Below are 22,258 nucleotides of genomic sequence, written 5' to 3'. Positions count from 1 at the left end.
GCGCTCGCGCCTAGCGGGGGTCGAGCGTCACCTTCGCTGCCCATTTGATCGGGGGCTAGTCCGGGTAGCTGCCGGCAATGATGAATGCCAGACCGCATGCTGCGATATCTGCTTGTGCTCGAAGCAATCCGTCGCCAGCTTGCTGATTTCTGAATCGGCAGACGCCTGCGCCCATTCGACATAGGCGTCAACGACCACAAACCTCGCCCGACCGGCCAACCCGAGGCCGTAGCGCCGCACCACCGGCTCGGCATGATCCAGCATCGCACGGATCGTGCCTGACGTATCGTTCCGCCACTGCTCGCAAATACCCGCTATCGCCGAAAACGGCGTTTGCGGCCTGAGCGATGCGGCGCGCTGGCGGGCGAACTTCAACTGCCAGTCCTTGGCAAAGCGCACGAATTGGATAGCTCCCATGCGCACCCCCTCATGCTCATCTGCAAGAGCAAACAGGGCTTGCGCCAGATGGTCGCCGTCGCCACGCGTGCTGCATCGCAGGATGGACTCTACGGCATCGAAGCGCGTGCGCGGGTTATCATCTGCCAGCAACGCTGCCAGTTCGCCCACCATCGAACTTATGTTCTGGTTTTGAAACGTGGCAAGAAACGCGCCTGTCGCTCGCGTCCGGGCATTGCCCGAAGTGAGCAGGAGACGCAGGCTTTCCAACGGAACCGTCTTGCCAAGCTCACCGAGAAAGTCGTTGGCCAGCGTGCCGTCGTCGTCATCGGAAGGCGACAGCAGCCGCTGCAGCATCTCCTGACCTGTCACGGCATTTCTCGGTTTGCCGAGCGGCAGCAGGAACTTGCCGCCTTCGCTGAAGAAAAGATGAGCGGTCTCGCTGTCCTCGGCGGACAGGCGCATCGCCTCGAATAAGTCTGTCATGGCAAAGAGTGGCTTTCCCACCCGCGTAGAGGAGAGGCCGCGCGCAATGCACCGGCCCAACGCGCATCGGTGTTCCCGATGCGGGGCAAGACCTACTGCATAAAACCGAAGATGAAAAGACGAGCGGGCGCAGTTTTGCTGTCGGTTCCGGTATCGCCAGGCGGGGCGCTGGCGCGTGAAACGCAACTCCCCCTCACTCCACTTCCTGCGCCACCCAGGGCATCCGCCATCGTGACCTTCACGCTCGGGATGAGTGATGTGGTGCTGAGGTTTTTGAGCGCAGCGGAAGTTGAGCGGATGGGCAAGGGATGAGGCGCCCACTTCCCTTCTCCCCGTTGTTCGCGATGTCCCCAGTCCAAACACCCGTGTGGGAGAAGGTGGCCTCGCGAAGCGAGGTCGGGGTGTTCCAGCTTGACGCCGGCGGCCGCAAAATCACTGCCGCCGTGTTCCTTCGCGCACCCCTCATCCGTCTCGGCGCCGCGCGCCGATCCACCTTCTCCCACAAGGGGAGAAGGGAAAGGGCCACCATGTCCCGACACGTCACCTTCATGACCATCGACGATGCCGGGCACTACACGCCTGCCGAACGCGCGGCGATCGTTGCCGCCTATCCCGCGCATGAGCGCGAGGCGCGCGCCAAGGGCATTCCGGTGCTGGGCTCGGGCCGCATCTTTCCGGTGCCGGAGGAACTGATTGCCTGCGAGCCGTTCCGGCTGCCGCGCTGGTGGCCGCGCATCGGCGCGCTCGATTTCGGCTGGGACCATCCTTCGGCCGCGGTCGAGCTCGCCTGGGATACCGAGGCCGACGTCGTCTACGTCACCAAGGCCTCCCGCGCCGCGCAGCAGACGCCGGCGATGCAGGCGCTCGCCCTGAAACCGTGGGGCGAATGGCTGCCCTTCACCTGGCCGCGCGACGGCCGCCGCGAAACGCTGGAAGGCGCCGGCGTGGCGCTCGCAAAACAATATGCCGCGCATGGGCTGAACATGCTCGCCAGCCACGCCCGCTTCGCCGACGGCTCGGTCTCGGTCGAGGCCGGGCTGATGGAGATGCTCGACCGCATGCAATCCGGCCGCCTCAAGGTGTTTTCGACGCTGCTCGCCTGGTTCGAGGAATTCCGCCTGTACCGGCGCTTCTATTGGGATGCCGTGGCCGGCGCCGAACTTCCCGCCGGCGTCGACTATGCCGTGTTCGACTTCGCGGTGAACAGCGGCCCGGCCAGGGCGGCGAACTACCTTCAGGCGATCGTCGGCGTCACCCAGGACGGGCGCATCGGTCCGGCGACGCTCGGCGCCGCCAGGGCCCGGCCCGCCGGCGTTGTCATCGACGCACTTTGCGACGCACGCCTGGCGTTTCTCAAGCGGCTGCCAACATGGCCGACCTTCGGCAGGGGCTGGAGCGAGCGGGTCGGCTTCGTGCGCGCCGAGGCGCTGCTGCTGTCGGCGGTTGAGCCGGCTCCGCCGGCGCCAGCGCCTGGGCAAAGCCCATCGGTACCTTCGGTTGAAGCTGCCCATCCGGAGGTTGCGCCTGATCCGGCCGTGCCTGCCGGCAATGCATTCTGGCGGCTGTTGCTCGCCATCTTCAAAACCATCCTTGGAGGCAAGAAATCATGATTGCCGTCATCATCCGCATCGCGCTGCGCTATGGCGCGGCCGTCCTCGTGGCGCGCGGCCTGCTCGGCGCCGGCGACGCCGCCGCCCTGTCTGGCGATCCTGACATCCAGATGGCGCTCGAGGCCGGCATCGGCCTGGCGATCGGCCTCGGCACCGAAGCCTGGCATGTGCTCGCCCGCAAGCTCAACTGGCAGAGGTGAGGGGCAAAATGGTCGAGGTCTTCACCGAACTCCTGCGCCAGGCGCTGCCCTGGATGGCAGGCGCGCTCCTCATCGTTGCGGCACTTGTCGTGTGGTGGCTGTCATGACGGCGCTGCTTTCCTCACTGCTCGGCAACCCGACGTTCCTTGGCCTGCTGGCCTCGGTGGTGGCAGCCCTCGGCTGGGGCGTCCGCCAGCGGCTTGCCGGCGCCGGTGCGGAACGCGCTCGGCAGGCCAAGGCCGAGGCTGCCGCCGGCGCGCTCGCCGACCAGGTCGACAATGATATCGGCGCGCTGCGCGCGGGCGCGGCCAGCAAGGAGCTGAAAACATGGGCAAGGGATTGATCCTCGTGCTGCCGCTGCTCGTCGCGGCCGGATGCACCACAGCCAAGGGAAGCTTCTGCGCCGTCTCAAGGCCGGTACGCCTCTCCGTCAAAGCGGTCGACGCACTGTCGGACCAGGAGGCGAGGGCGCTGCTTGCGCACAACCGCAAGGGTCAGGAACTCTGCGGCTGGAGGCCATGATGCACGATCTGTTCGATCTCCTGGGCATCAAAGGCCCGGTGGTGGCGGCCGGGTTGGCTGGTGGTGCGCTCCGGGCACTGTCGCGCCATCGCTACAAACTGCGCGAAATGATCGCTTCGCCGATCTGCGGCGCGCTCGCCGCCGCCTATCTGACGCTGCCGGCCGTCGCCTGGTTCAAGGCAAGTGGCCTGCCGATCCCCGATCCAGCCGACGACACCACGACGCTCGCCGCCGCTTTCCTCATTGGCGTCTCGGCGATGTGGATTTCGGACATCGTGTTCGAGGTCGTCGTGCGGAAATTCAAGCCGACAAACGAGGAGTGACCTGCCGCGCATCCTTGGTCTTTGAATGAGCATCTGCTAATATTCGTTTTTGTGCATGGAGCCGCAATGCGAGCCAAACCTGTGCGCTTTTTCAGAGCAGCGAGAGGTACCATGACCAAGCGGAGACGCATGTGGGTGATAGGGGCTTCGTTGGTGCTTGGGCTTTTTACGCTGCCCGCCCAGGCGAGCAACCTGGGTGATCTTGTCAGGAATGGCGACGTCGCAGCGGTGACTTCCGCATTGGATAAGGGCGCCGCCATCAACGAAATTGACGGTGTCACGGCGCTCTATATCGCCTGCGAAGCCGGAAACATCGAGTTGGCAAAACTTCTGATAAGTCGTGGGGCCGACGTTAGCCTGCTCGTCAGTTGGCAAAGAACGCCACTCTATGCCGCCAACAAGGGTGGGCACGCTGACATCGTGAAGCTGTTGCTCGACAATGGGGCCGATCCAAATCAGGTGGCGAAATCGCAGACGCCGCTGCACGTGGCTGCCGAGAATGGCTGCCTTCAGTGCGTCATCCATCTCGTGGACGCTGGAGCAGATGTCAACGCACTGACATCGAACGGCAGTCCACCCATACATTTGGCGAAGCTCAGCGGTCACGAAGACGTCGTCGCCTACTTGCGCAGTCATGGCGCAGGACGACCGGTCATTGCGCCGATTTCGGCACGACTTGCATCGGCAAACGCTGAATCGGGCAAAGAACTTTTCGGCAAGGCGTGCGGGACTTGTCATCTTGCAGTGCCGGGGGTCAAGAATCCCAAGCCCAATCTGTGGGGCATCGTAGGGCGGCGGAAGGCTTCGCAAGGCGATGTCGAGTATTCGTCGAGTCTGAAGGATGCTGGTGGCGATTGGACTTTTGAGGAACTCAATTTGTTTATCTCCAATCCCGCGCTCACTCTGCCTGGAACAGATATGCTTTTCCCGGGTCTGCAGGACGAGAAGCAGCGAGCAGACCTCATCGCTTACCTGCGGACCTTGAGTGACGCACCGTTGCCGCTTCCCTAGAATTGAATCTTGATTCCCGTCCTCAATCCAAGCGGCTGTTGTACTCGCGGTTCCCGAACGCTTGAGCCGCTGGACGAAGAGCGTCACAATCCCCATTTATGGAGAAATCCAACGGAGATGTGACATGGCGACTTCCACCGAACGCGCGGTGCTTGCCGGCGGCTGCTTTTGGGGCATGCAGGATTTGATCCGGCGCTTTCCGGGCGTCGTCTCGACCCGCGTCGGCTACAGCGGCGGCGACGTGCCCAACGCCACTTACCGCAACCACGGCACCCATGCCGAGGCCATCGAGATCATTTTCGATCCCGCCAGGCTGAGCTACCGCACGCTGCTCGAATTCTTTTTCCAGATCCACGACCCGACGACCAGCAACCGTCAGGGCAACGATGTCGGCATGAGCTATCGCTCGGCAATCTACTACACCAGCGACGACCAGAAGCGGGTCGCCGAGGACACCATTGCCGATGTCGATGCCTCTCACCTGTGGCCGGGCAAGGTCGTCACCGAGGTTGCGCCGGTCGGCCCATTCTGGCAGGCCGAGCCCGAGCATCAGGACTATCTGGAGAGATACCCGAACGGCTACACCTGCCATTTCGTCAGGCCGGGCTGGAAACTCCCGGTTCGCGAAAGGGCCGCTTCATAAGCCAGATCGGTCGCTCGGCAAATTTTCCCTCTGCGCTGGAACATTAGCATACGCTAAGAGTTCATGTTCCGGCAGCGCGCAACGGTATGCTGCCTGATCGGGCCGGCATCCCGATCCGGGCCCGCGTCCTCTGCGAGAGGCGCGGGCTTGCTTGTGTCGACAACTCGGCCCGGACCGCCAATCCTGCCAATTGCGCCCGTCGTGCCGAAAGGCACGGCGGGCTTTTTGCGTTTCCAGATCCTGGCAGCGGGCCACGGCGCCGATCCAGAGCGCGTCCTGCCTGACCGAACGCGCTCAAGCTAAGTCTAATGTTTGATGCATCTTCGTCCCAAAACCGCTACGCACTTTTGGTCGACATGCATCAGCCCTTGGCGCGGCGGCCGTCGCTCTCATGGTTCCCGATCCAGTGCGCGCGGATGCGGTCGCTGGTTTCGAGATAGGCCATGTCGATCAGATAGGTCAGAAGCTTCTCGCCATCGGCTTCAGCTTTCTGGCGCAGTTCCCTCAAGATCCCCTGCGCGAACTGCAGGTTTTCCATTTTGCTCGGCTGGTCCATCGGTGCCCCCAATGTCTGCGTGGGAAGTGTGGCTGACTGTTGCTTGCATCAAGATTGTGGAGAGACTCGCGGTGAAGCTGTATTTGGTTGTATCCCTGCGCGATCAACGAAGCTGTTGGACATTCCTCGGAAATGTCGATATTTTGCGCGACCAATCGGACCGCGACGATGCACGAAGACGAGGGCAGCACTCCTGAAAAGTTGCAAGCCATGCTGGACGTGATCGCCAGGAACGGCCCCTCGAGGCATAGCGAACAGGCCGACATCGGCAAGCTGAAGGCCGACGCGGCCACTGCAGCCGCGGTGCTGGTCGAATTCTACGGCGATACGGCGCTCGAACGCGCCAGACTGCTCGAACGTCGCTCGCCGCAGTCGCATTTCGCCCGCATGGTGACGGCCGAAATCAGCAAGCAAGGCAGGACGCCGCCCAGAGGCTAGGGTGCGCGCTAGGACGATTTGCGCCTCCTCGATCCGCCGCCAAGACGCAGTTGCACCTCTTCCTGGGCATTGTCGAGCAGGTAGAAGAGCAGGGTGTGTCCGATCGATTGCGAGATTTCCTTGGCCTGCTCGATATGCCGGTGGATTTCGCGCAAGGAGGCCTCCTCTGTATCCTCCTCCTGTGTCAGATCGACGAACCAGCCGGGATAGAGAGCTGCTTCTCCAAGGTTGTCGACATAGCACTGGCCGACCGCCAGGATCTTGCGAAGGCCCATCTTTTCCGAACGGACTTTGTAGACCTCCCGGAAACTCGACCTGCGCTCCACCGCCCGGCGAATCGCTACATGGACCCGGAGCCGATCCTCGGCCTCGATGCTTTCCATGCATCTTTCAAGTGGCGCGCCATGGGAGAATTCCTCAAGCGTGAGCCCGAAATAGTCGGAAAGGTTGGCGTCACCGTAGACACGGTTTCGCTTGATGTCCCAGGTCCAGAACCCGTCGATCGGAGGATATCGCAGATGAACGCCGCGCCCCCCTTCAGGTACCGCAGTCATGAAAACCGCCCCGTTCGGTTTCAAGATTCGCAACAGTATGTAACATGAACCAAAAGAAACAAGGTGGCCTTTTGTACAAGACCGCCCAAAATCACGATGCGTCAGCTTTGACTGCTACTTGGGTGGCGTAGTTGACGCACTGAAAAAAATAACTTTGAGCGAATTTTCTTTCATCGAAAGAATGTCTGGGCCGGTAGCGCAACCATAACTTGGTACTTCACTAGATAACCAAGCTATGTGAGTCGTAATACAATATCAAAGGTTGTACCGCCCGGCCCGGAAAACATACCGCGCGTCCTTCGATTCTGGAAGGCCGACGCGGCAATGTTGGGAGCGTTGCCTGAGCCGCGCCGGCCAAAGCGGTTTCCAATAGGTCCACCGCAAGTCGAATCTTAACTGAGCATGGTACCCGCGGCAAACCGACCATCGGTTGCAAAATGCAAGTTGGCCATCCTGGCTGCAGGTTCAGGCTGCGCTGCGGGTCGATTCCCCGTCGCCCTCCGCGGCTATGCGTGCTTCGCCTTCGTCAGCCGCCTCGCCTTCGGTCCGGTCGTGTCCGAACTGCTGGGCGCCGGGCAGGGGCTGCAGCCAGTGCTCTCGGCGCACCGTCCACAACTCGTATTTCGGTTCAAGCTCCGTCGGCGCCACATCGAGACTGCCAAGCATCACTTCGGCCTCCTCTTCGCCGACCGATGTGACACGGCCGCCGCAGGTCGGGCAGAAGCTCCTGCCGCCATAGGTGCTGACGATGCCGGTCGTCTCGAACGCCTCAAGCGGCCAGATTCCGAAAGCCTGGTAGACCGATCCGCTGGTCTTGCGGCAATCCTTGCAATGGCAAAGTCCGACCCGAAGCGGCTCGCCGGTGACCGAGAACTGGACGCCGCCGCACAGGCAGCTGCCGCTGCGCCTGATATCGCTGGACATGGCTGTTCCTCCTGGTTCGCGCCGCTCTGCTGGCCGCGACAACACGTCGAAATGTTCGACCCCGAATCAATTCGCGCGAAGGGCAACGGTTCCACGCATCCGTTGCGAGAACGACGAGGCCATATTTAGTTGGGAAAATTGAACACTGGCTCCTGGCAGCGGTAGACGCGGCACTGGCCGTCGCGCGCCGGAACGGAGGCGGCTGTCGGCACCTCAGGCCAGTCGCACTCATTGCCGTACTGCCGCACATAGCGGTCGTAGGTGTTCTGTCCCGTGGTCAGCACGGCCGCGCGATGGCCCTGGATCAGGGACCGCACCTGTTCGCAGCTCATTGTACGGGTATCGAGGCGGGCGTGGGCTGTGGCCGTGAAGGCAAGCACCATCGTGCCGGCAATCCATGCGATCGAACTGGTTTTCATCGGGGAGCCTCGGCTGGACATCTTCCCCGCGGGAAGGGCTAGAAAACAGCCAGATACTTCAACAGTGAAATGATGCCAATGATGATGACGACGATCTGCGCGATCTGTCGCGTGCGGCCGTCGAGCGGCAGGCGCTGGACGAGGAAGAGCACGAGGATGATCACCAGGAAGGTGATCAGGATGCCGATGAGAGCCGATAGAGCCACGTCCTCTCTCCCAGGTTGTTTCGGAACTCAATACATCCTGGAAACGCCGCTGCTGCAAGGTCGGTTCCCCGCGGGAACCGGCGGAGGCCGCGAAGTCGTTGTCCGCGGCCGCCGAACGGCGATGCGCCGGTTACTTGCCGCAGTGGTTGTCGTTCACCGTCGGCGCGCTTGTCCCGGGCGATGTCCCGCTTGCGTCAGGCTGCGCGCCCTGCGGGCCGACAGGGCAGTTCTGATCGGGGGTTGGGCTCGTCGCATACGTGGCCATGCCGTCTATGCTGTAGGTCGGCGTGGGATCGACGGCATCGGGGTCGTTCAGGTCGACCGTATTGGGGCCAGTGGGGTCGACAACGACCGATTTTCCGCTGCCGTCGACCATGCCTGAGCCGGCCGTGTCGCCGGCGGTCTGGGCCATCGCCGATGTACCGAGGCCAAGCGTCAGCATGGTGGCTGCGAGGATTCTCATGGTCATGGCTGTCTCCATTTGGTTGCAGTTTCGTCGTGTCGCGACTTTTGGGGGAACCGCTCGCGCTGGTGATGGTTCCCTCACATATTCATTTGGAGGTGGCAGACAGTTCCCGCCCTTGACGACTCTGCAAGCGTAGCCGGGAACTGGCGATCGCCGGCCGGCCGGCGACGCGTTGCCGGGGAACCGAAATCCCTCACGCGCATTCCTTGTCGAGTTAATTTTGCGGTATCGAAAGGCGAGGGGGTCGGTGGACACGATTGAACATGGCGGCATCGGGCTTCCAGGCGCCCATGCCGTCGATCTGCTGCGGGCGCTGCCAGTCGCCGTCTACACCACCGATAAGCAGGGCCTCATCACTTTCTTCAACGAAGCCGCGGCCGAACTTTGGGGGCATCGTCCCGTGCTCAACGAGGATCGGTGGTGCGGGTCATGGAAGCTGCGTCATCTCGACGGGAGCAAGATGGCGCATGAAGAATGCCCGATGGCCATTGCCTTGCGCGAAGAAAAGGACGTTCGCTGGGGGCGGGCGATAGCCGAGCGGCCCAACGGAGAACTCATCCCATTCAGCGCGCATCCCGTCCTGCTTCGCAATGAGGCCGGCGATACGATCGGCGCAATCACCACCTTGCTTGACCTGCGCACGCAGACGATGGCGGACGAAGCCCGCACGCGGCTTGCCTCCATTGTCGAGTCATCGGTGGATGCGATCGTTTCAAAGGACATAAACGGCATCATCACCAGCTGGAACGACGCGGCGCAGCGCCTCTTTGGCTACACGCCGGCGGAGGCGATCGGCCGGCCGGTGACGATCCTTATTCCGCCCGACCATCTGGACGAGGAGGTTTCGATCATCACCCGCATTCGCGCCGGCGAGGTCGTGCCGTCCTACGAGACGGTGCGCCAGCGCAAGGACGGCACGCGCATTCCCGTTTCGCTGACAGTCTCGCCGATACGCGACGGCATCGGCAGGATTGTCGGCGCGTCCAAGATTGCGCGCGACATCAGCTCTCACAAGGAGAGCGAACGGCGCATCCGCCTGCTCATGCGCGAGGTCAACCATCGCGTAAAGAACCAGTACTCGGTCATCATCTCGATGATCCGAGAGACGAGCAAGCAGGCAAGCACCCCGGAGGTCTTTCTGGACCAGGTACGCGAACGCATCCTGGCGCTTTCGGAATCGCACGATCTGCTTGTCAATGCTGAGTGGCGCGGCGCGACGGTTGCCGAGCTGGTCGAGGCGCAGGTAAGGGTCTTCGCGGCGCAGTCGCGCCTGTCGGCAAAGGGGCCGGTGATCATGCTCAAGCCGAACGCCGTCCAATATCTCGGCATCGCCTTCCACGAACTGGCGACAAATTCGGCAAAGTACGGCGTCCTGTCTCACCCGGTCGGGCAGGTCGAGATCGAATGGGCCATAACCACCGGCGCGAATGGCGAGGAGGTCTTTGGCCTGGTCTGGCACGAGCACGATGGACCGCCCTTGGATGGAGAGAAACGTCGCGGATTCGGCTCGGTTGTGCTGAAACGGATCACGCCGCAGGCGCTGGGCGGTACCGGACAGCTGGAGTTCGGCGAGCACGGTGTAAGCTGGAAGCTTGAAGCGCCTTTGCGATACGTGAAAAACTCTCTTGACGAGATGGATTGACGGCGCGGCCGGCCGAAACCACGCGCTGGCAATCCTATCCTTACTCGGAAACCGGCGCCGGACAGGGTCCCTCAGCCACCTCGACGACGAGCGCGCAATCGAACTCCATGGCTGCCCCATACATTTCGGCTGTTTGCACGACCATATATTCGAGGTCTTCGCGCGCGACGTTTTCGTCGAGGTTTCGCAGGCGCACACGCTCAGCCACGATAGCGACATTGACCACGCCCGTGGAATGGATCGCCGCCACGACCAGGGAGTTGAGGTCTTCCCGCAATTGGCTTGAATAGCTGTCGCGCATGGCAGTTGCCTTCCGGTGGGGCGTTTTTCCTCATTTTCGAGCATGCACCCGGCACATCGCGATAGCAAGCATAATGTCAAAAATATTGAAATAAAATCAATTAGTTAGTATAGTTTGTTGAATGCCTGGTCGATGTCTTGTCCGCATCGTTGGGCTTTTGCGCCGATCACCCATCAGTCGCGCTTGACGGCATGTGCGCCAAATCCTAACTTTGCTGATAGTGAGCCAGATACTAACTCACTGCATTTTGGTCTTGGCGGAGGCACAAATGGGCGAACTGGAACGACCTGAACGACTCCAGATCATGCTGACGGCTGACGAATTGGCTGCGCTGGAAAACTGGCGCTTCGAAAAGCGTATGCCGAGCCGGTCGGCGGCCGTGCGGGAACTGCTACGGCGCGGCCTCGCCGCGGAAGGGTTCCTCAAGGCCGAGCAGGGGCTGAAATCGCAGGAGTTTGGAATTCTGGAGCCAGAACGCGACGATAGCGCCGAGGGCAAGCCGGTCGCAGACTAGCCACTGAGCAAACCCGCCTGTTTGTTCGGACGCCGCGGCCTTATCGTCGGGTCGCACGAAAAGTTTCAACCGCACAACCGCTTTCGCTTTGCCGCGCGCTTGCTAAAGGTGGAGCGAAGAATGCCGCCGGGCAGAATCTGCCGGGCAGGGGCGAGCTCGGACGGAACTTCTGCCAATGACATGGACTGGCGCGGCGGCACTTTTGATCCTCATCCTGACCTATGCCGGTGTCGCCGTCGGCCGCTTTCCGGGCCTGCGCCTCGACCGCGCCGGCATCGCGCTGCTCGGTGGCGCGGCCATGATCGCCGTCGGCGCGATCAGCATGGAGGACGCCTACCGCGCCATAAATTTCGACACCATCACGCTGCTGCTCGGCATGATGATCGTGGTCGCGCATCTGAAGGTCTCGGGTGCCTTTCGCGCGCTCGGCGGCTTCGCCATCGAGCATGCGCACGCGCCGTTCATGCTCCTGGTCATGGTGACGCTGCTGACCGGCGTCCTCTCGGCCTTCCTGGTCAATGACGCAATCTGCCTGGTGATGGCGCCGATCGTCGTCCACGTCACGCGCGTCATCAACCGCAACCCGGTTCCCTATCTGATTGCCACCTGCACCGCCTCCAATTGCGGCAGTGTCGCCACCATCACCGGCAACCCACAGAACATGGTGATCGGCGCGCTGTCCGGCATTTCCTATCCGGCCTTTTCGGCCGCGCTCGCGCCGGTGGCGCTGTTCGGTCTTCTCGCCGTTATCGTCATCTTGCGCATCGTCTACCGCGCCGAATTCTCCCGCACCGTGGAGCTCAGTCCCGAAGTCTATCGCGGCCGCATGCTGCCGGGACAGGTACTGAAGGCGGTAGTCGTCTGCGTCGTGCTGGCGGTCGCGTTCTTCGCCGGCGTTGCCGTTGCCAAGGCGGCGCTGATTGCCGGCGCCTTCCTGCTCGTCACCCGCGCGATCAAGCCGCATCGCATCTATCGCGAGATCGACGGCCCGTTGCTGTTCATGTTCGCCGGCCTGTTCGTGGTGGTGGCCGGCGCCGAAAAGACGCTGCTGACGCCCGATATGATCGCCTGGGCGAAAAACATCGGGCTCGACGATGTCTGGCGGCTCTCCGGCTTCACCGCCGTGCTCTCCAACGTCATGAGCAACGTGCCGGCGGTGCTGGCGCTGAGGCCCTTCATTCCCGGCCTCGAGAACCCCGAGCGCGCCTGGCTGGTGGTCGCGATGAGCTCCACGCTCGCCGGCAATTTCACGCTGCTCGGTTCCGTTGCCAACCTGATCGTTGCCGAACAGGCGAAGGCGGCGGGCAAGGAGCTTTCCTTCTCCGCCTTCTTCGAGGTCGGCCTGCCGCTGACCCTGGTCACGCTTTTCGCCGGCACGGCCTGGCTGGCTTTCACCTCCTGATCTCCAAGTTTTCAGCCCGCGACAAAATTTGTCGCGGGCTTTGTCGAATCGATTGCGCAAACGTTTCGATGGCTCTATGGTTTCTAAGAAATCCGCCGAAGAGCGGTTGGGAAACGCATACAAGGGAGGAGCGCTTGCGGGCACTCCATACGCATGCCGACAATGGCTGAGGTCGCGCGCCGCGCCGGCGTCTCGGTTTCGACAGTCTCACACGTCGTCAACGGCACCCGCTTCGTCTCGCCCGAGAAGGCCAGGCTGATCAACGATGCCATTGCCACGATGGGTTACCAGCCCAACGAGTTGGCACGCGCGCTGAAGGCGTCCACCACCAATAGCGTCGGGCTCGCCATCTCGGCGATCTCCAATCCCTATTTCACCGACATCATCTGCGCGGTCGAGGCCGAATGTGCGCGGCTCGGCCTGATGGTGTTTCTGTCCGACACGCAGGAAGACCCGGACCGCGAGCTTCAGGTGGTGCGCGCCTTCCACCAGCGCCGCGTCGACGGCGTGATCCTGGCGCCGTCGGGCTCGCCGGAGCGCGCGATCGACTATCTTACCGAGAAGAAGCTGCCCTGCGTGCTGATCGACCGGTTCGCTGACGACCGCTTCGACCAGATCGGTGTCGAGAACGACACGGCGATGCATGCCCTCATCGACCATGTCGCTGCCTTCGGCCACAAGCGCATCGGCTACATTGCCGGCCAGCCGGGGCTGGCCACCACGCGCGAGCGCATCGAGGCGTTCCGCGCCTCGCTCGCCGCCAATGGACTTGAGTGCCTGCCGCACTATGTCTCGCCGGAGAATGTCGACACGGCGAGCGCCACGGCATCGACGCATGCGATCCTGTCGCTGGCCACGCCGCCCACCGCATTGGTTACCGGCAACAACATGACGACGATCGGGGCAGTCCGCGCCATCCGCGAGAAGGGTCTTGCGATCCCCGGCGACCTGTCGCTGGCGGGCTTCGATGATTTCGAATGGGCCGACTGCTTCGAGCCGCGTTTGACGCTGGTCGAGCAGCCCTGCACCGAGATCGGCCGCCAGGCGGCGGCGCTGCTCAGCGAGCGCATCGCCTCCAGCCATGCAGCGCCGCGCGACGTGCGGCTGCAGGCAAGGCTGCAGGCACGCCAATCCTGCGCGAGGCCAACCCCCATGAGGCCGGCATGAGCGCGCCGCTGCTTTCGGTCACAGGTGCGGTAAAACGCTTCGGCGGCGTGCAGGCGCTGCGCGGCGTCGACTTCGACCTCAAGCCGGGCGAGATCCACGCGCTGCTCGGCGAGAACGGCGCCGGCAAATCGACGCTGATGAATCTTCTGTCGGGCGTCTACTCGCCGGACGAGGGCGAAATCCAGATCGACGGCAAGCCGGTCACCTTCAACAACCCGCGCGAGGCGCAGGCCGCCGGCATCGCCACCATCTTCCAGGAACTCGACCTCGTGCCCTCGCTCGATGTCGCGGCGAACCTCTTCCTCGGGCGCGAATTGATGCGACCGGGCGGCCTGCTCGACGTGCCGGCGATGCGCCGCGAGGCGAAGCGGCGGCTGGAAGCGATCGAACTCGCCATCGACCCCGCGCGCCTTGTCGCCGACTTCTCCATCGGCCAGCGCCAGGTGGTGGCGATCGTCAAGGCGCTGTCCTATGCGTCCCGCGTGCTGATCATGGACGAGCCGACGGCGGCACTCACCGTCGGAGAGGTCGAGCGTCTGTTTGACATCATGCGCAAGCTCGCCGCGACCGGCGTCGGCATCGTCTATATCTCGCACCGGCTGGAGGAAGTCCCTGATATCGCCGACCGCGTGACGGTGATGCGCGACGGCCGCGTCGCCGGGGTCACCGAGCCGCACGCGCCGCAGGCCGAACTGGTGCGGCTCCTGGTCGGCCGCTCGCTCGATGAACTCTACCCGGCGCGCGCCAGAAGCGCCGGCAAGACGTTGCTCCGCCTCAAGGATGCCAGCTTCAAGCTCGCCCGGGAAAGCGCCGGCTGGCAGCCGCCGAGCGGCATTTCGCTCGAGGTCAGGGAGGGCGAGATCGTCGGCCTGGCCGGCATCATGGGAGCAGGGCGCACCGAACTGCTTTCCGCGCTCTACGGCACCGGTCTCGCCGGCCGCTGGCAGGGCGAGGTCGCAGTCGACGGCAGGCCCGTGAAACTCGACTCCATCGACGCGGCGCGCAAGGCCGGCATCGCCTTCGTCACCGACGACCGGCGCGGCAGCGGCCTGATGCTGAGAATGGCCGTCGGCCTCAACCTCGTGATGTCCGTGATCCGCCGCATCTCGCCGGCCGGCCTGATGTCGCCGCGCCGCCAGGCCGAGGCGGTCAAACAGTCGTTCGGCCAGTTCGACATCCGCCCGAAGAACCCGGACATATCCGTCGGCGCGCTGTCGGGCGGCAACCAGCAGAAGGTGGTGCTGGCCAAGGAAATTCTCGGCAACCCGCGCCTGCTGCTCCTCGACGAGCCGACCCGCGGCGTCGATGTCGGCGCCAAGGGCGAAATCTATGCGCGGCTGAGAGCGCTCGCGGCGCAGGGGCTCGGCATATTGGTCGCCTCCAGCGAGATGCCGGAGCTGATTGGACTTTGCGACCGCATCGTGGTGCTGCGCCAGGGGCGCAACGTGGCGGAATTCATTGGCGGCGTCGACGAGCACACCGTGCTTGCCGCGGCAAACGGCAGGGAGGCCTGATGTCGGACCAGAAGATTTCGGTGGCGGCGAGCCCGGCAGCTTCAAGCCCTTCGGTACCCGCTGCTCCTGCGGCGAGGCGCGTCGATCCGCTGGCGATCATCGTGCGCTTCCAGAGCCTGATCGGCCTGGTGCTGGTGGCGATCGGCGGCGTCATCTTCTCGCCCAGGCGCCATGGCGAGATCTTGTTCCTCAACCCCGACAACATCGCCAACATCGTGCGCGCCGTGTCCGAGACCGGCATCATCGCCATCGGCATGACCTTCGTCATCATCACCGCCGGCATCGACCTCTCGGTCGGCGCGGTGCTCGGCCTGTCCGCCGTGGTGACCGCAACGATGATGATCTCCGGCGGCTTCGGACTGATCTCGACCATTCTGGCCGTGCTCGCCATGGGTATCGTCTTCGGCATCGTCCAGGGCACCATCTCCACCCGCTTCCGGCTGGAGCCGTTCATCGTTACGCTGGCCGGCCTGCAGGCGGCGCGCGGCCTGGCGCTCATCGTTTCCGGCAACCAGTACATCAACATCTCCTATGGCGAGGGCCCGGGCCTGGCGCCGCCGGTGTTCGCGGTGCTGGGCGAGCGGCTGTTCGACAACACAGTGCCGGTGGCGACCATCGTCTTCATCGCCTTTGCCGCGATCGCCACGGTGGTGCTCAATACCACGCGTTTCGGCCGCTACGTCTTTGCCGTCGGCGGCAACGAGCGCGCCGCGCGCATTTCCGGCGTGCCGGTGTCGATGGTGAAGATCTCGGTCTATGCCATCACCGGCTTTGCCTCCGCACTTGCCGGCATCGTGCATGCCGGCCAGTTCAACTTCGGCAGCGCCAATGACGGCATGGGCTATGAGCTGACGGCGATTGCCGCCGTCGTCATTGGCGGCACCAGCCTGTTCGGCGGCGCCGGCTCGATGGTCGGCACCGTCGCCGGCACCATCATGCTCGGCGCGCTCGCCAACATCCTTCAGCTCAACAACATCACCCCCGCCACGCAGCTGCTCGCGACCGCCGCGATCATCGTGCTGGCGGCAGTGCTCCAATCCCTCGTTCGCCGCCGCGAGGGATTGGGCAGGTAGGAGGCCGGCGGCAAGCATACCCCCGAGACTGAACCAAACAGGTCTGTCCGCCCCCGGCCAGACGAGGAGGAGAGTGAGCATGAAAACCACGTTGAGAGGATCGCGCGTCCTTCGGGCCGCGCTTCTGGCAGGCGCCGGCCTGTGTATCGCCGGCAGCGCACAGGCCGCCGAGCCGCTGGTCAAGGCCTGCGCCAAGGACGGTCAGTTCGTCATCGGCTTTTCGCAGGCCAACAACGCCGAACCCTATCGCCAGCACGTCAATGACGAACTGACGGCCGCGGCCAAGGACGTTCCGCAGTTCACGCTGCAGATCGCCGACGGCGCCGGCAACGTCAACACGCAGACCTCGCAGGTCGACAACTTCATCACCCAGAAGGTTGATATCCTGCTGATCTCGCCCTTCGAAGCAGCGCCGCTGACGCCGGCCGTGAAGCGCGCCATGGATGCCGGCATTCCGGTGATCGAGCTCGACCGCAAGACGGTCGGCGACCCGGGCAAGGACTACACGGCCTTCATCGGCGGCGACAATTACAAGATCGCGCTCGAAGCCGGGAAATACACCGCAAAGACGCTGCTGCCCGACGGTGGCGAGACGGCGGTGCTGGAAGGCCTGCCGAGCTCGACGCCGGCGGTGGAGCGCCTCAACGGCTTCAAGGACGGCGTGAAGGAGAACGCCAAGATCCAGGTCGTCGCCGAGCAGGCCGCCGACTGGGTTCCGGATAAAGCCCAGACCGCCTTTGCCGCCATGCTGCAGGCGCATCCCGACATCAAGGTGCTCTACGCCTCGAACGACATGATGGCGGCCGGCGCGCTGCTGGCCGCCAAGGGCGCCGGCAAGGACGTCAAGATCATCGGCACCGACGGCCTGCCCGGTCCGGCCGGCGGCATCGAGGCCGTCGCCAAGGGCGACTGGGCGGCGACCTTCACGTATCCGACCGGCGCCAAGGAAGCGATCGAGATGTCGAAGAAGATCCTGCTCGACTGCGCGACCTCGGTGGAGCCGACGGTGACGGTGGAGACCACGGCAATCACCGCCGAGAACGCCAAGCAGCTGATGGGCAAATAGGCAGGGCGCTAGCTTCGGTGGGTAATAAGGCAAGGCCCCGCAAGGGGCCTTGTTTTCGTCACGAAACGCCTAGCTCCGCCTCTTCCGCATTCGGATCGCCCGGCGCCGTCGCCCAGGCGAGCTCGACCAGCGTCACCGTGCGCCGGCCGGTGCCGTCGAGCTGGCAGACGATCAGGCCCTGCTCCTCGATATAGGTGAGCAGGCGGCGCGCGCGGCGCAGCGAGTGCGAGCCATAGGCGCGCGCGATCGCCGCGTCGCTCGGGCACGGCCGGCCCTCCTTGGCCGCGCGGGCGATCATCATGAAGACGCCCTGCATGTCCTCGGGCAGCAGCGAGGCGCGCACCGAGACGTCGCGCCAGGCATCGTCCTCCGCCATTTCGGAGCCGAGGCCGGCCCGCGCCCGCGTCAGCATTCGGCGGAACTCGGCAAGGTCGGGCACGACCGAGGCCAGCCCCTCGATGCGGCAGCGGACGACAAACTCCTGATAGAGCACGCCGACGACGCGAAAACCCGCGTCGGGCTCGGCCAGCACGGCGCCGAGCACGCGGTCCATCCGTTCGCGCCGCTCGGCCAGGTCCTCGGCGCTCGGTGCCGGCTCGGCCGGCTCGGGGCGAATCTCCAGCGCCGCCGACTTCGCCGCCATCAACTGGTCGAGCAGGTCGGGCGAGGGCGCCCGGCGCAGCGGCCGCACCGTCTCGGGCGGCGGCGCGGCGAGGATGATCGCGCGCGCGTCCTCCAACGCGGCCTCCGGCAGCGGCATCAGGCGCGGCGTGCCGTTGCGCGGTTTTGTATCGGTCGGGCCGATGCGCAGGCCGAGCGGCCGGCGCGACAGCGCGGGACCCAGCGCCATGAACTGGCCGCGCTCGAGGTCGCGAAAGGCTTCCGCCTGCCGCCGCTCCATGCCGAGCAGATCGGCGGCGCGCGCCATGTCGATGTCGAGGAAGGTGCGGCCCATCAGGAAGTTGGAGGCTTCCGCCGCGACGTTCTTGGCAAGCTTCGCCAGCCGCTGCGTGGCGATGATGCCGGCAAGCCCGCGCTTGCGGCCGCGGCACATCAAATTGGTCATCGCGCCGAGCGAGAGTTTTCGCGCCTCGTCCGAAACCTCGCCCGCCACCGCGGGCGCGAAGAGCTGCGCCTCGTCCACCACCACCAGCATCGGATACCAGTGGTCGCGCGCGACCTCGAACAGCCCGCCGAGGAAGGCGGCGGCGCGCCGCATCTGGTTCTCGGCGTCGAGCCCTTCGAGGTTGAGCACGGTGGAGACGCGGTGGATGCGCGCCCGCTCGCCGGCCGCCTGCAGGCCGCGCTCGGTATGCTCCTCGGCATCGATCACCAGATGGCCGAAGCGCTCGGCGAGCGAGACGAAGTCGCCCTCGGGATCGATGATGGTCTGCTGCACCCAGGGCGCGCTCTGTTCGAGCAGCCGGCGCAAGAGATGCGACTTGCCGGAGCCGGAATTGCCCTGCACCAGAAGGCGGGTCGCCAAAAGCTCCTCGAGGTCGAGCGCCGCCGTGGCCCCCGCGCTCGTCTCGCCCATCTCGATCGCAACCGTCATCTGTCGACTCGAAAAAGTTTCCCTGCGGGCCTTATCAACCGAAGCGCGGCGGGTCGAGCGCGCCGGACATGGACGGGCCGTTGTTCCCCAGCTCTTCGGTGACCGCTTACGCCTGGTCGCGCAAACCCCGAGCACGCAGCCAAGCTCTGCTTGACCATTGCCAAGCCCGGCGACATTGTGGATCACAAGTTGCAGTTCCTTAGCCAAGTGGTCGTGGCAAATGGATTTTCGCGACGCCATCGATCGGTCGCTGGCCTGGGCCGGCGGATGGTTCGACTATGCCGCCACGCCGTGGTTCGTCTATCAGGTCGGCATCATCGCCGCGCTATTCGCGCTGGCTAAGCTCGCGGCGCTGCGCGTCGAGCCGCTGGTGGAGGGCCAGGCACGCCAGATCAAGGGCCATCCCGGGCTCTTGCGGGTGGTGATCGCCCTGCTGCGGCGCACAGACTGGATCCTGTTTACGCTTTTCCTGTTTGCCGCGCTCAGCCTGCTGCGCGCCGTCACCTGGCCAAGCCGCACCCATCTCATCCAGGTCGCGCTCCTGCTCGCGCTGGCGTGGCTGTTCGCGACGGTGCTGTCGCGCATCATCCGCAACCGCCTCGTCGCGCGCACGCTGGGCTGGCTGGCCTGGATCTATGCGGCCCTTGTCATCCTGCACATCAGCGATGACGCGGCCACCGTCCTCGACAGCCTCGCGATCCCGCTTGGCGCGGTCCGGCTTTCGGCGCTCATGGTGCTGAAGGCGGCGCTGCTCCTGGTCGCGACGGTCTGGCTGGCGGTGGTCGTCGGCAATTACATCGACGAGCGCGTCCGCCTCTCCGAGGAACTGACGCCGTCGATCCGCGTCCTCGTCGGCAAGGTGGCCAAGATCGGCCTCGTGCTGGTGGCCGGCGCCGTCGCGCTTTCCGCCGTCGGCCTCGACCTGACGGCGCTGACGGTGTTTTCCGGCGCCGTCGGCGTCGGCCTCGCCTTCGGGCTGCAGAAGGTCGTCTCCAACTTCGTCTCCGGCGTGATCATCCTGCTCGACAAGTCGATCAAGCCTGGCGACACGATCTCGCTCGAAGGCACGTTCGGCTGGATCCGCGAATTGCGGGCGCGCTTCGTCTCGGTGGTGACGCGCGACGGCCGCGAGTTCCTCATCCCCAACGAGGACTTCATCACCCAGCGGGTCATCAACTGGTCGTTCAGCGACAACCTGGTGCGGCTCGACGTGAATTTCGGCGTCTCCTACGACGCCGACCCGCACAAGGTCAGCGAACTGGCGATCGAGGCGGCGATCAGCGTGGGCCGGGTCGAGGCCGATCGGCGGCCAGTCTGCTGGCTGACCGACTTCGGCGACTCCTCGCTGAACTTCGTCCTGCGCTTCTGGATCCGCGACCCCCAGCAAGGCCTGACCAACGTGCGTGGCAAGGTGCTGCTGGCGCTGTGGGACACGTTCAAGGCCAACGGCATCAGCATTCCGTATCCGCATCGCGAGATTATCATGAAGCCGGGCGCGCCGAGCGGGCGATAAGGACGGCGGCCGGGCGTCGCATCGCGAGATTGCAAGACCCTCGCCATTTCATCGCCGGCTGGAGTGCCTCATCTGGTCAGGTTCTGCCCTGCAGCTGTGAGTGAACGGAACCAGAAGAGCCCTGCCGCGTCATAATACAAGCAGGTTTTCGTGGAGTGACATCGATGCCCCGGCTCGTTCTGTTGGTCGCTGTGGCGCTTGCCCTCGCTTGCGGCGGGGCAGGGGCGGCCAAGCTGGACCCAGCCACCGTCAACGAGGCGCAATTCACCGCCGAGGAACCGAAAGGCTTCAGCCCCGTCCTGCTGAAGGCAGAGATTCTTCTGGATCGCGCCCGCTTCTCGCCAGGCCTGATCGAGGGCCGTGCATCAGAAAATTTCGCCAGGGCGGTCAGGGCCTTTCAGACGGCGAATGGATTGCCGTCCGATGGCAAGCTCACGCGCGAGACCTGGGACAGGCTGATGGCAACCTCCGCGAGCCCGGCTCTGGTGACCTATGAGCTGACGCGCAAGGATGTGCGCGGACCTTTTACCAGGCATATCCCGGCCCGCATGGAGCGGATGGCCCGCCTGCCGAGGCTCGGCTATCACAATGCCACGGAGAGGCTGGCGGAGCGCTTCCATATCAGCGAGCAATTGCTCAGGCGGCTCAATCCTGGCATCGGCTTCAGGAAGGCCGGCACGAAATTGCTGGTGCCGGATGTTGGCCGGGGGATCCTCCCGCCGCCATTGCCGGCGTCGAGGTCGACAAGGGCGCCCGCCAGGTGCGCGTGCTTGATCCTTCCGGCAAATGGCTCGCAGTCTTCCCCGCTTCCATTGGCAGCGCCGAGAAGCCGGCGCCGAATGGCGAGGCGGAGGTCAAGCGCGTGGTGCGCAATCCGACCTATCACTACGATCCGGACTTCGCTTTCAAGGGAGTCAAGGCCAAGCGGCCGTTCACCATTGCGGCCGGCCCCAACAATCCCGTGGGCTCGGTTTGGATCGATCTCTCCATTGAAAGCTACGGCATTCACGGCACGCCCGAACCCGGCAAGATCGGCTTAACCTTCTCGCATGGCTGCATCAGGCTGACCAACTGGGATGCCGAGGACCTCGCCGCCATGGTGCGGAAAAGCACAAAGGTGAGCTTCAAGGACGAAATGGCGAACGCGGGCGACACGTCTCAGTAGGCTCGCGCGTTTGCGGCGCGCGTTTCAGCAGCCGATGAGGTCATTCCAATCTGATCTCATCAATACGCGAGCAGGGCCTTTCCGTATTTGGCCCACAACTGCTCGCAATCTCTGGCGCGAAGCGTTGGCGTCCCGAGGTCGCCGTACAAAACCATGGCCGCGCGAACATCGTAGCCAAGGATTGGAGCGTTGGCGAGGAACTGGACGGCCTCACCCAGACGGCGGACGTCGACAGCGGCATCGGTTTTGTTGGCGCTGTCAACTACACCCAGGATCTCGGCTGCCGTGTTCCTGACTGCCAAAACAGCAGCCATCGCTTCTTCGGTCATCATGTGGCCTGCCGACGAATCGTTTCATTCACACTCGCCATCAGTGGCACAACGTTCCGCGGCGTGTCCTGAACGCGCCGAACGTTTCGCGACATTTGTTGATTGCACCTTGACGCCAACCACTCAGCCTCTTCACGCGTCAACCCAATGAGGCATTGGCTTGCGAAACCCGCGGGCTCGTCAGCGATCGTGTCAAACACGGCCCAAGTGTCGGTCGGCTCTTGGACGACCACGAAACGCACATTAGTTACTCCTAATGGAAT

General features: G+C 64.1%; 27 protein-coding genes and 3 pseudogenes. 20 read left to right on the top strand and 10 right to left on the bottom strand.

Features of this window, described 5'->3' with window-relative positions; genetic code table 11:
- Positions 1 to 27: 27 nt before the first annotated feature.
- Positions 28 to 882 carry a hypothetical protein gene (locus EJ073_RS07810; protein WP_126055207.1) on the bottom strand — a complete coding sequence of 285 codons (855 nt, stop codon included), beginning with the start codon at positions 880 to 882 and terminating at the stop codon, positions 28 to 30.
- Positions 883 to 960: 78 nt separating this feature from the next.
- Between EJ073_RS07810 and EJ073_RS07805 the strand changes: the two genes are divergently transcribed.
- From EJ073_RS07805 to msrA, 9 genes and pseudogenes are all read left to right on the top strand, one after another.
- Positions 961 to 1,194: a hypothetical protein gene (locus EJ073_RS07805; RefSeq protein WP_126055206.1), complete on the top strand. Its 234-nt coding sequence runs from the start codon at positions 961 to 963 to the stop codon at positions 1,192 to 1,194.
- Positions 1,191 to 1,946: pseudogene (locus EJ073_RS31435) on the top strand (terminase family protein); the annotation flags it as partial. The gene EJ073_RS07805 and the pseudogene EJ073_RS31435, both read left to right, overlap by 4 nt.
- Before the next feature lie 54 nt (positions 1,947 to 2,000).
- Positions 2,001 to 2,492 (top strand): annotated as a pseudogene (locus tag EJ073_RS31430) (glycosyl hydrolase 108 family protein); the annotation flags it as partial.
- On the top strand, positions 2,489 to 2,692 hold the full coding sequence (locus EJ073_RS07795; RefSeq protein WP_126055204.1) for a hypothetical protein: 204 nt from the start codon (positions 2,489 to 2,491) through the stop codon (positions 2,690 to 2,692). The pseudogene EJ073_RS31430 and the gene EJ073_RS07795, both read left to right, overlap by 4 nt.
- Positions 2,693 to 2,795: 103 nt before the next feature.
- Positions 2,796 to 3,035 carry an ABC transporter permease gene (locus EJ073_RS07790; RefSeq protein WP_126055203.1) on the top strand — a complete coding sequence of 80 codons (240 nt, stop codon included), beginning with the start codon at positions 2,796 to 2,798 and terminating at the stop codon, positions 3,033 to 3,035.
- Complete coding sequence (locus EJ073_RS07785; protein WP_126055202.1) at positions 3,020 to 3,214, top strand: hypothetical protein; 195 nt, start codon at positions 3,020 to 3,022, stop codon at positions 3,212 to 3,214. The genes EJ073_RS07790 and EJ073_RS07785 overlap by 16 nt, the downstream gene beginning before the upstream one ends.
- Positions 3,214 to 3,537, top strand: coding sequence for a hypothetical protein (locus EJ073_RS07780; RefSeq protein ID WP_126059120.1), 324 nt, complete (start codon positions 3,214 to 3,216; stop codon positions 3,535 to 3,537). Before EJ073_RS07785 ends, EJ073_RS07780 begins: the two co-directional genes overlap by 1 nt.
- Positions 3,538 to 3,648: 111 nt before the next feature.
- Positions 3,649 to 4,548, top strand: a complete 900-nt coding sequence (locus EJ073_RS07775) for an ankyrin repeat domain-containing protein (RefSeq protein ID WP_245455494.1) — start codon at positions 3,649 to 3,651, stop codon at positions 4,546 to 4,548.
- Positions 4,549 to 4,672: 124 nt separating this feature from the next.
- Positions 4,673 to 5,191, top strand: coding sequence for a peptide-methionine (S)-S-oxide reductase MsrA (msrA, locus tag EJ073_RS07770; RefSeq protein WP_126055201.1), 519 nt, complete (start codon positions 4,673 to 4,675; stop codon positions 5,189 to 5,191).
- A gap of 361 nt (positions 5,192 to 5,552) precedes the next feature.
- Here msrA and EJ073_RS07765 read toward each other — a convergent pair whose 3' ends face one another.
- On the bottom strand, positions 5,553 to 5,747 hold the full coding sequence (locus EJ073_RS07765; RefSeq protein ID WP_126055200.1) for a hypothetical protein: 195 nt from the start codon (positions 5,745 to 5,747) through the stop codon (positions 5,553 to 5,555).
- A 168-nt stretch (positions 5,748 to 5,915) separates the two neighbouring features.
- Here EJ073_RS07765 and EJ073_RS07760 point away from each other — a divergent pair, with 168 nt between their 5' ends.
- A complete protein-coding gene (locus tag EJ073_RS07760; RefSeq protein WP_126055199.1) occupies positions 5,916 to 6,185 on the top strand; it encodes a hypothetical protein in 270 nt (89 codons plus the stop codon).
- Between the two features lie 8 nt (positions 6,186 to 6,193).
- Here EJ073_RS07760 and EJ073_RS07755 read toward each other — a convergent pair whose 3' ends face one another.
- From EJ073_RS07755 to EJ073_RS07735, 5 genes are all read right to left on the bottom strand, one after another.
- Positions 6,194 to 6,739: a PAS domain-containing protein gene (locus tag EJ073_RS07755; RefSeq protein ID WP_126055198.1), complete on the bottom strand. Its 546-nt coding sequence runs from the start codon at positions 6,737 to 6,739 to the stop codon at positions 6,194 to 6,196.
- A gap of 465 nt (positions 6,740 to 7,204) precedes the next feature.
- Positions 7,205 to 7,663, bottom strand: coding sequence for a GFA family protein (locus EJ073_RS07750; protein WP_126055197.1), 459 nt, complete (start codon positions 7,661 to 7,663; stop codon positions 7,205 to 7,207).
- A gap of 125 nt (positions 7,664 to 7,788) precedes the next feature.
- Positions 7,789 to 8,082, bottom strand: a complete 294-nt coding sequence (locus EJ073_RS07745; protein ID WP_126055196.1) for a hypothetical protein — start codon at positions 8,080 to 8,082, stop codon at positions 7,789 to 7,791.
- A 38-nt stretch (positions 8,083 to 8,120) separates the two neighbouring features.
- Positions 8,121 to 8,288, bottom strand: a complete 168-nt coding sequence (locus EJ073_RS07740) for a Thivi_2564 family membrane protein (RefSeq protein WP_126055195.1) — start codon at positions 8,286 to 8,288, stop codon at positions 8,121 to 8,123.
- 130 nt (positions 8,289 to 8,418) lie between these two features.
- The gene (locus tag EJ073_RS07735; protein ID WP_126055194.1) at positions 8,419 to 8,757 is read right to left on the bottom strand and encodes a hypothetical protein; all 339 of its coding nucleotides are present in this window, start codon (positions 8,755 to 8,757) and stop codon (positions 8,419 to 8,421) included.
- A gap of 169 nt (positions 8,758 to 8,926) precedes the next feature.
- Between EJ073_RS07735 and EJ073_RS07730 the strand changes: the two genes are divergently transcribed.
- Positions 8,927 to 10,396 (top strand): PAS domain S-box protein, encoded by a 1,470-nt coding sequence (locus EJ073_RS07730; protein ID WP_245455493.1) that lies wholly within the window; start codon positions 8,927 to 8,929, stop codon positions 10,394 to 10,396.
- 40 nt (positions 10,397 to 10,436) lie between these two features.
- Here the strand turns inward: EJ073_RS07730 and EJ073_RS07725 are convergent, their stop codons facing one another.
- Positions 10,437 to 10,697 (bottom strand): hypothetical protein, encoded by a 261-nt coding sequence (locus EJ073_RS07725; RefSeq protein ID WP_126055193.1) that lies wholly within the window; start codon positions 10,695 to 10,697, stop codon positions 10,437 to 10,439.
- A gap of 268 nt (positions 10,698 to 10,965) precedes the next feature.
- On the opposite strand from EJ073_RS07725, the gene EJ073_RS07720 reads away from it, so the two are divergent.
- From EJ073_RS07720 to EJ073_RS07695, 6 genes are all read left to right on the top strand, one after another.
- Entirely contained in the window at positions 10,966 to 11,211 is a 246-nt protein-coding gene (locus EJ073_RS07720) for a hypothetical protein (RefSeq protein ID WP_126055192.1), read from the top strand.
- Positions 11,212 to 11,386: 175 nt separating this feature from the next.
- On the top strand, positions 11,387 to 12,613 hold the full coding sequence (locus EJ073_RS07715) for an anion transporter (protein ID WP_126055191.1): 1,227 nt from the start codon (positions 11,387 to 11,389) through the stop codon (positions 12,611 to 12,613).
- Between the two features lie 162 nt (positions 12,614 to 12,775).
- Positions 12,776 to 13,780, top strand: coding sequence for a LacI family DNA-binding transcriptional regulator (locus tag EJ073_RS07710; RefSeq protein ID WP_245455492.1), 1,005 nt, complete (start codon positions 12,776 to 12,778; stop codon positions 13,778 to 13,780).
- Entirely contained in the window at positions 13,777 to 15,294 is a 1,518-nt protein-coding gene (locus tag EJ073_RS07705; RefSeq protein WP_126055189.1) for a sugar ABC transporter ATP-binding protein, read from the top strand. Before EJ073_RS07710 ends, EJ073_RS07705 begins: the two co-directional genes overlap by 4 nt.
- Positions 15,294 to 16,367 (top strand): ABC transporter permease, encoded by a 1,074-nt coding sequence (locus EJ073_RS07700; RefSeq protein ID WP_245455491.1) that lies wholly within the window; start codon positions 15,294 to 15,296, stop codon positions 16,365 to 16,367. The genes EJ073_RS07705 and EJ073_RS07700 overlap by 1 nt, the downstream gene beginning before the upstream one ends.
- Before the next feature lie 79 nt (positions 16,368 to 16,446).
- Positions 16,447 to 17,433: a substrate-binding domain-containing protein gene (locus EJ073_RS07695; protein WP_126055188.1), complete on the top strand. Its 987-nt coding sequence runs from the start codon at positions 16,447 to 16,449 to the stop codon at positions 17,431 to 17,433.
- A 58-nt stretch (positions 17,434 to 17,491) separates the two neighbouring features.
- On the opposite strand, the gene EJ073_RS07690 is transcribed toward EJ073_RS07695, so the two are convergent.
- Positions 17,492 to 18,988: an ATP-binding protein gene (locus EJ073_RS07690; protein WP_126055187.1), complete on the bottom strand. Its 1,497-nt coding sequence runs from the start codon at positions 18,986 to 18,988 to the stop codon at positions 17,492 to 17,494.
- 220 nt (positions 18,989 to 19,208) lie between these two features.
- Here EJ073_RS07690 and EJ073_RS07685 point away from each other — a divergent pair, with 220 nt between their 5' ends.
- The 3 genes and pseudogenes from EJ073_RS07685 to EJ073_RS32890 all read left to right on the top strand — a co-directional run bounded on the left by EJ073_RS07685 (position 19,209) and on the right by EJ073_RS32890 (position 21,666).
- Positions 19,209 to 20,501: a mechanosensitive ion channel domain-containing protein gene (locus tag EJ073_RS07685; RefSeq protein WP_126055186.1), complete on the top strand. Its 1,293-nt coding sequence runs from the start codon at positions 19,209 to 19,211 to the stop codon at positions 20,499 to 20,501.
- A gap of 164 nt (positions 20,502 to 20,665) precedes the next feature.
- Positions 20,666 to 20,899 (top strand): annotated as a pseudogene (locus EJ073_RS32895) (hypothetical protein); the annotation flags it as partial.
- Positions 20,900 to 21,261: 362 nt separating this feature from the next.
- Positions 21,262 to 21,666 carry a L,D-transpeptidase gene (locus EJ073_RS32890; protein WP_348627244.1) on the top strand — a complete coding sequence of 135 codons (405 nt, stop codon included), beginning with the start codon at positions 21,262 to 21,264 and terminating at the stop codon, positions 21,664 to 21,666.
- Positions 21,667 to 21,725: 59 nt separating this feature from the next.
- On the opposite strand, the gene EJ073_RS07675 is transcribed toward EJ073_RS32890, so the two are convergent.
- Positions 21,726 to 21,998: a hypothetical protein gene (locus tag EJ073_RS07675; protein WP_126055185.1), complete on the bottom strand. Its 273-nt coding sequence runs from the start codon at positions 21,996 to 21,998 to the stop codon at positions 21,726 to 21,728.
- Positions 21,999 to 22,258: the final 260 nt, after the last annotated feature.

It is taken from the genome of Mesorhizobium sp. M4B.F.Ca.ET.058.02.1.1, assembly GCF_003952505.1.
Lineage (GTDB): Bacteria > Pseudomonadota > Alphaproteobacteria > Rhizobiales > Rhizobiaceae > Mesorhizobium.
This window is presented reverse-complemented; position numbering and strand designations above follow the sequence as displayed.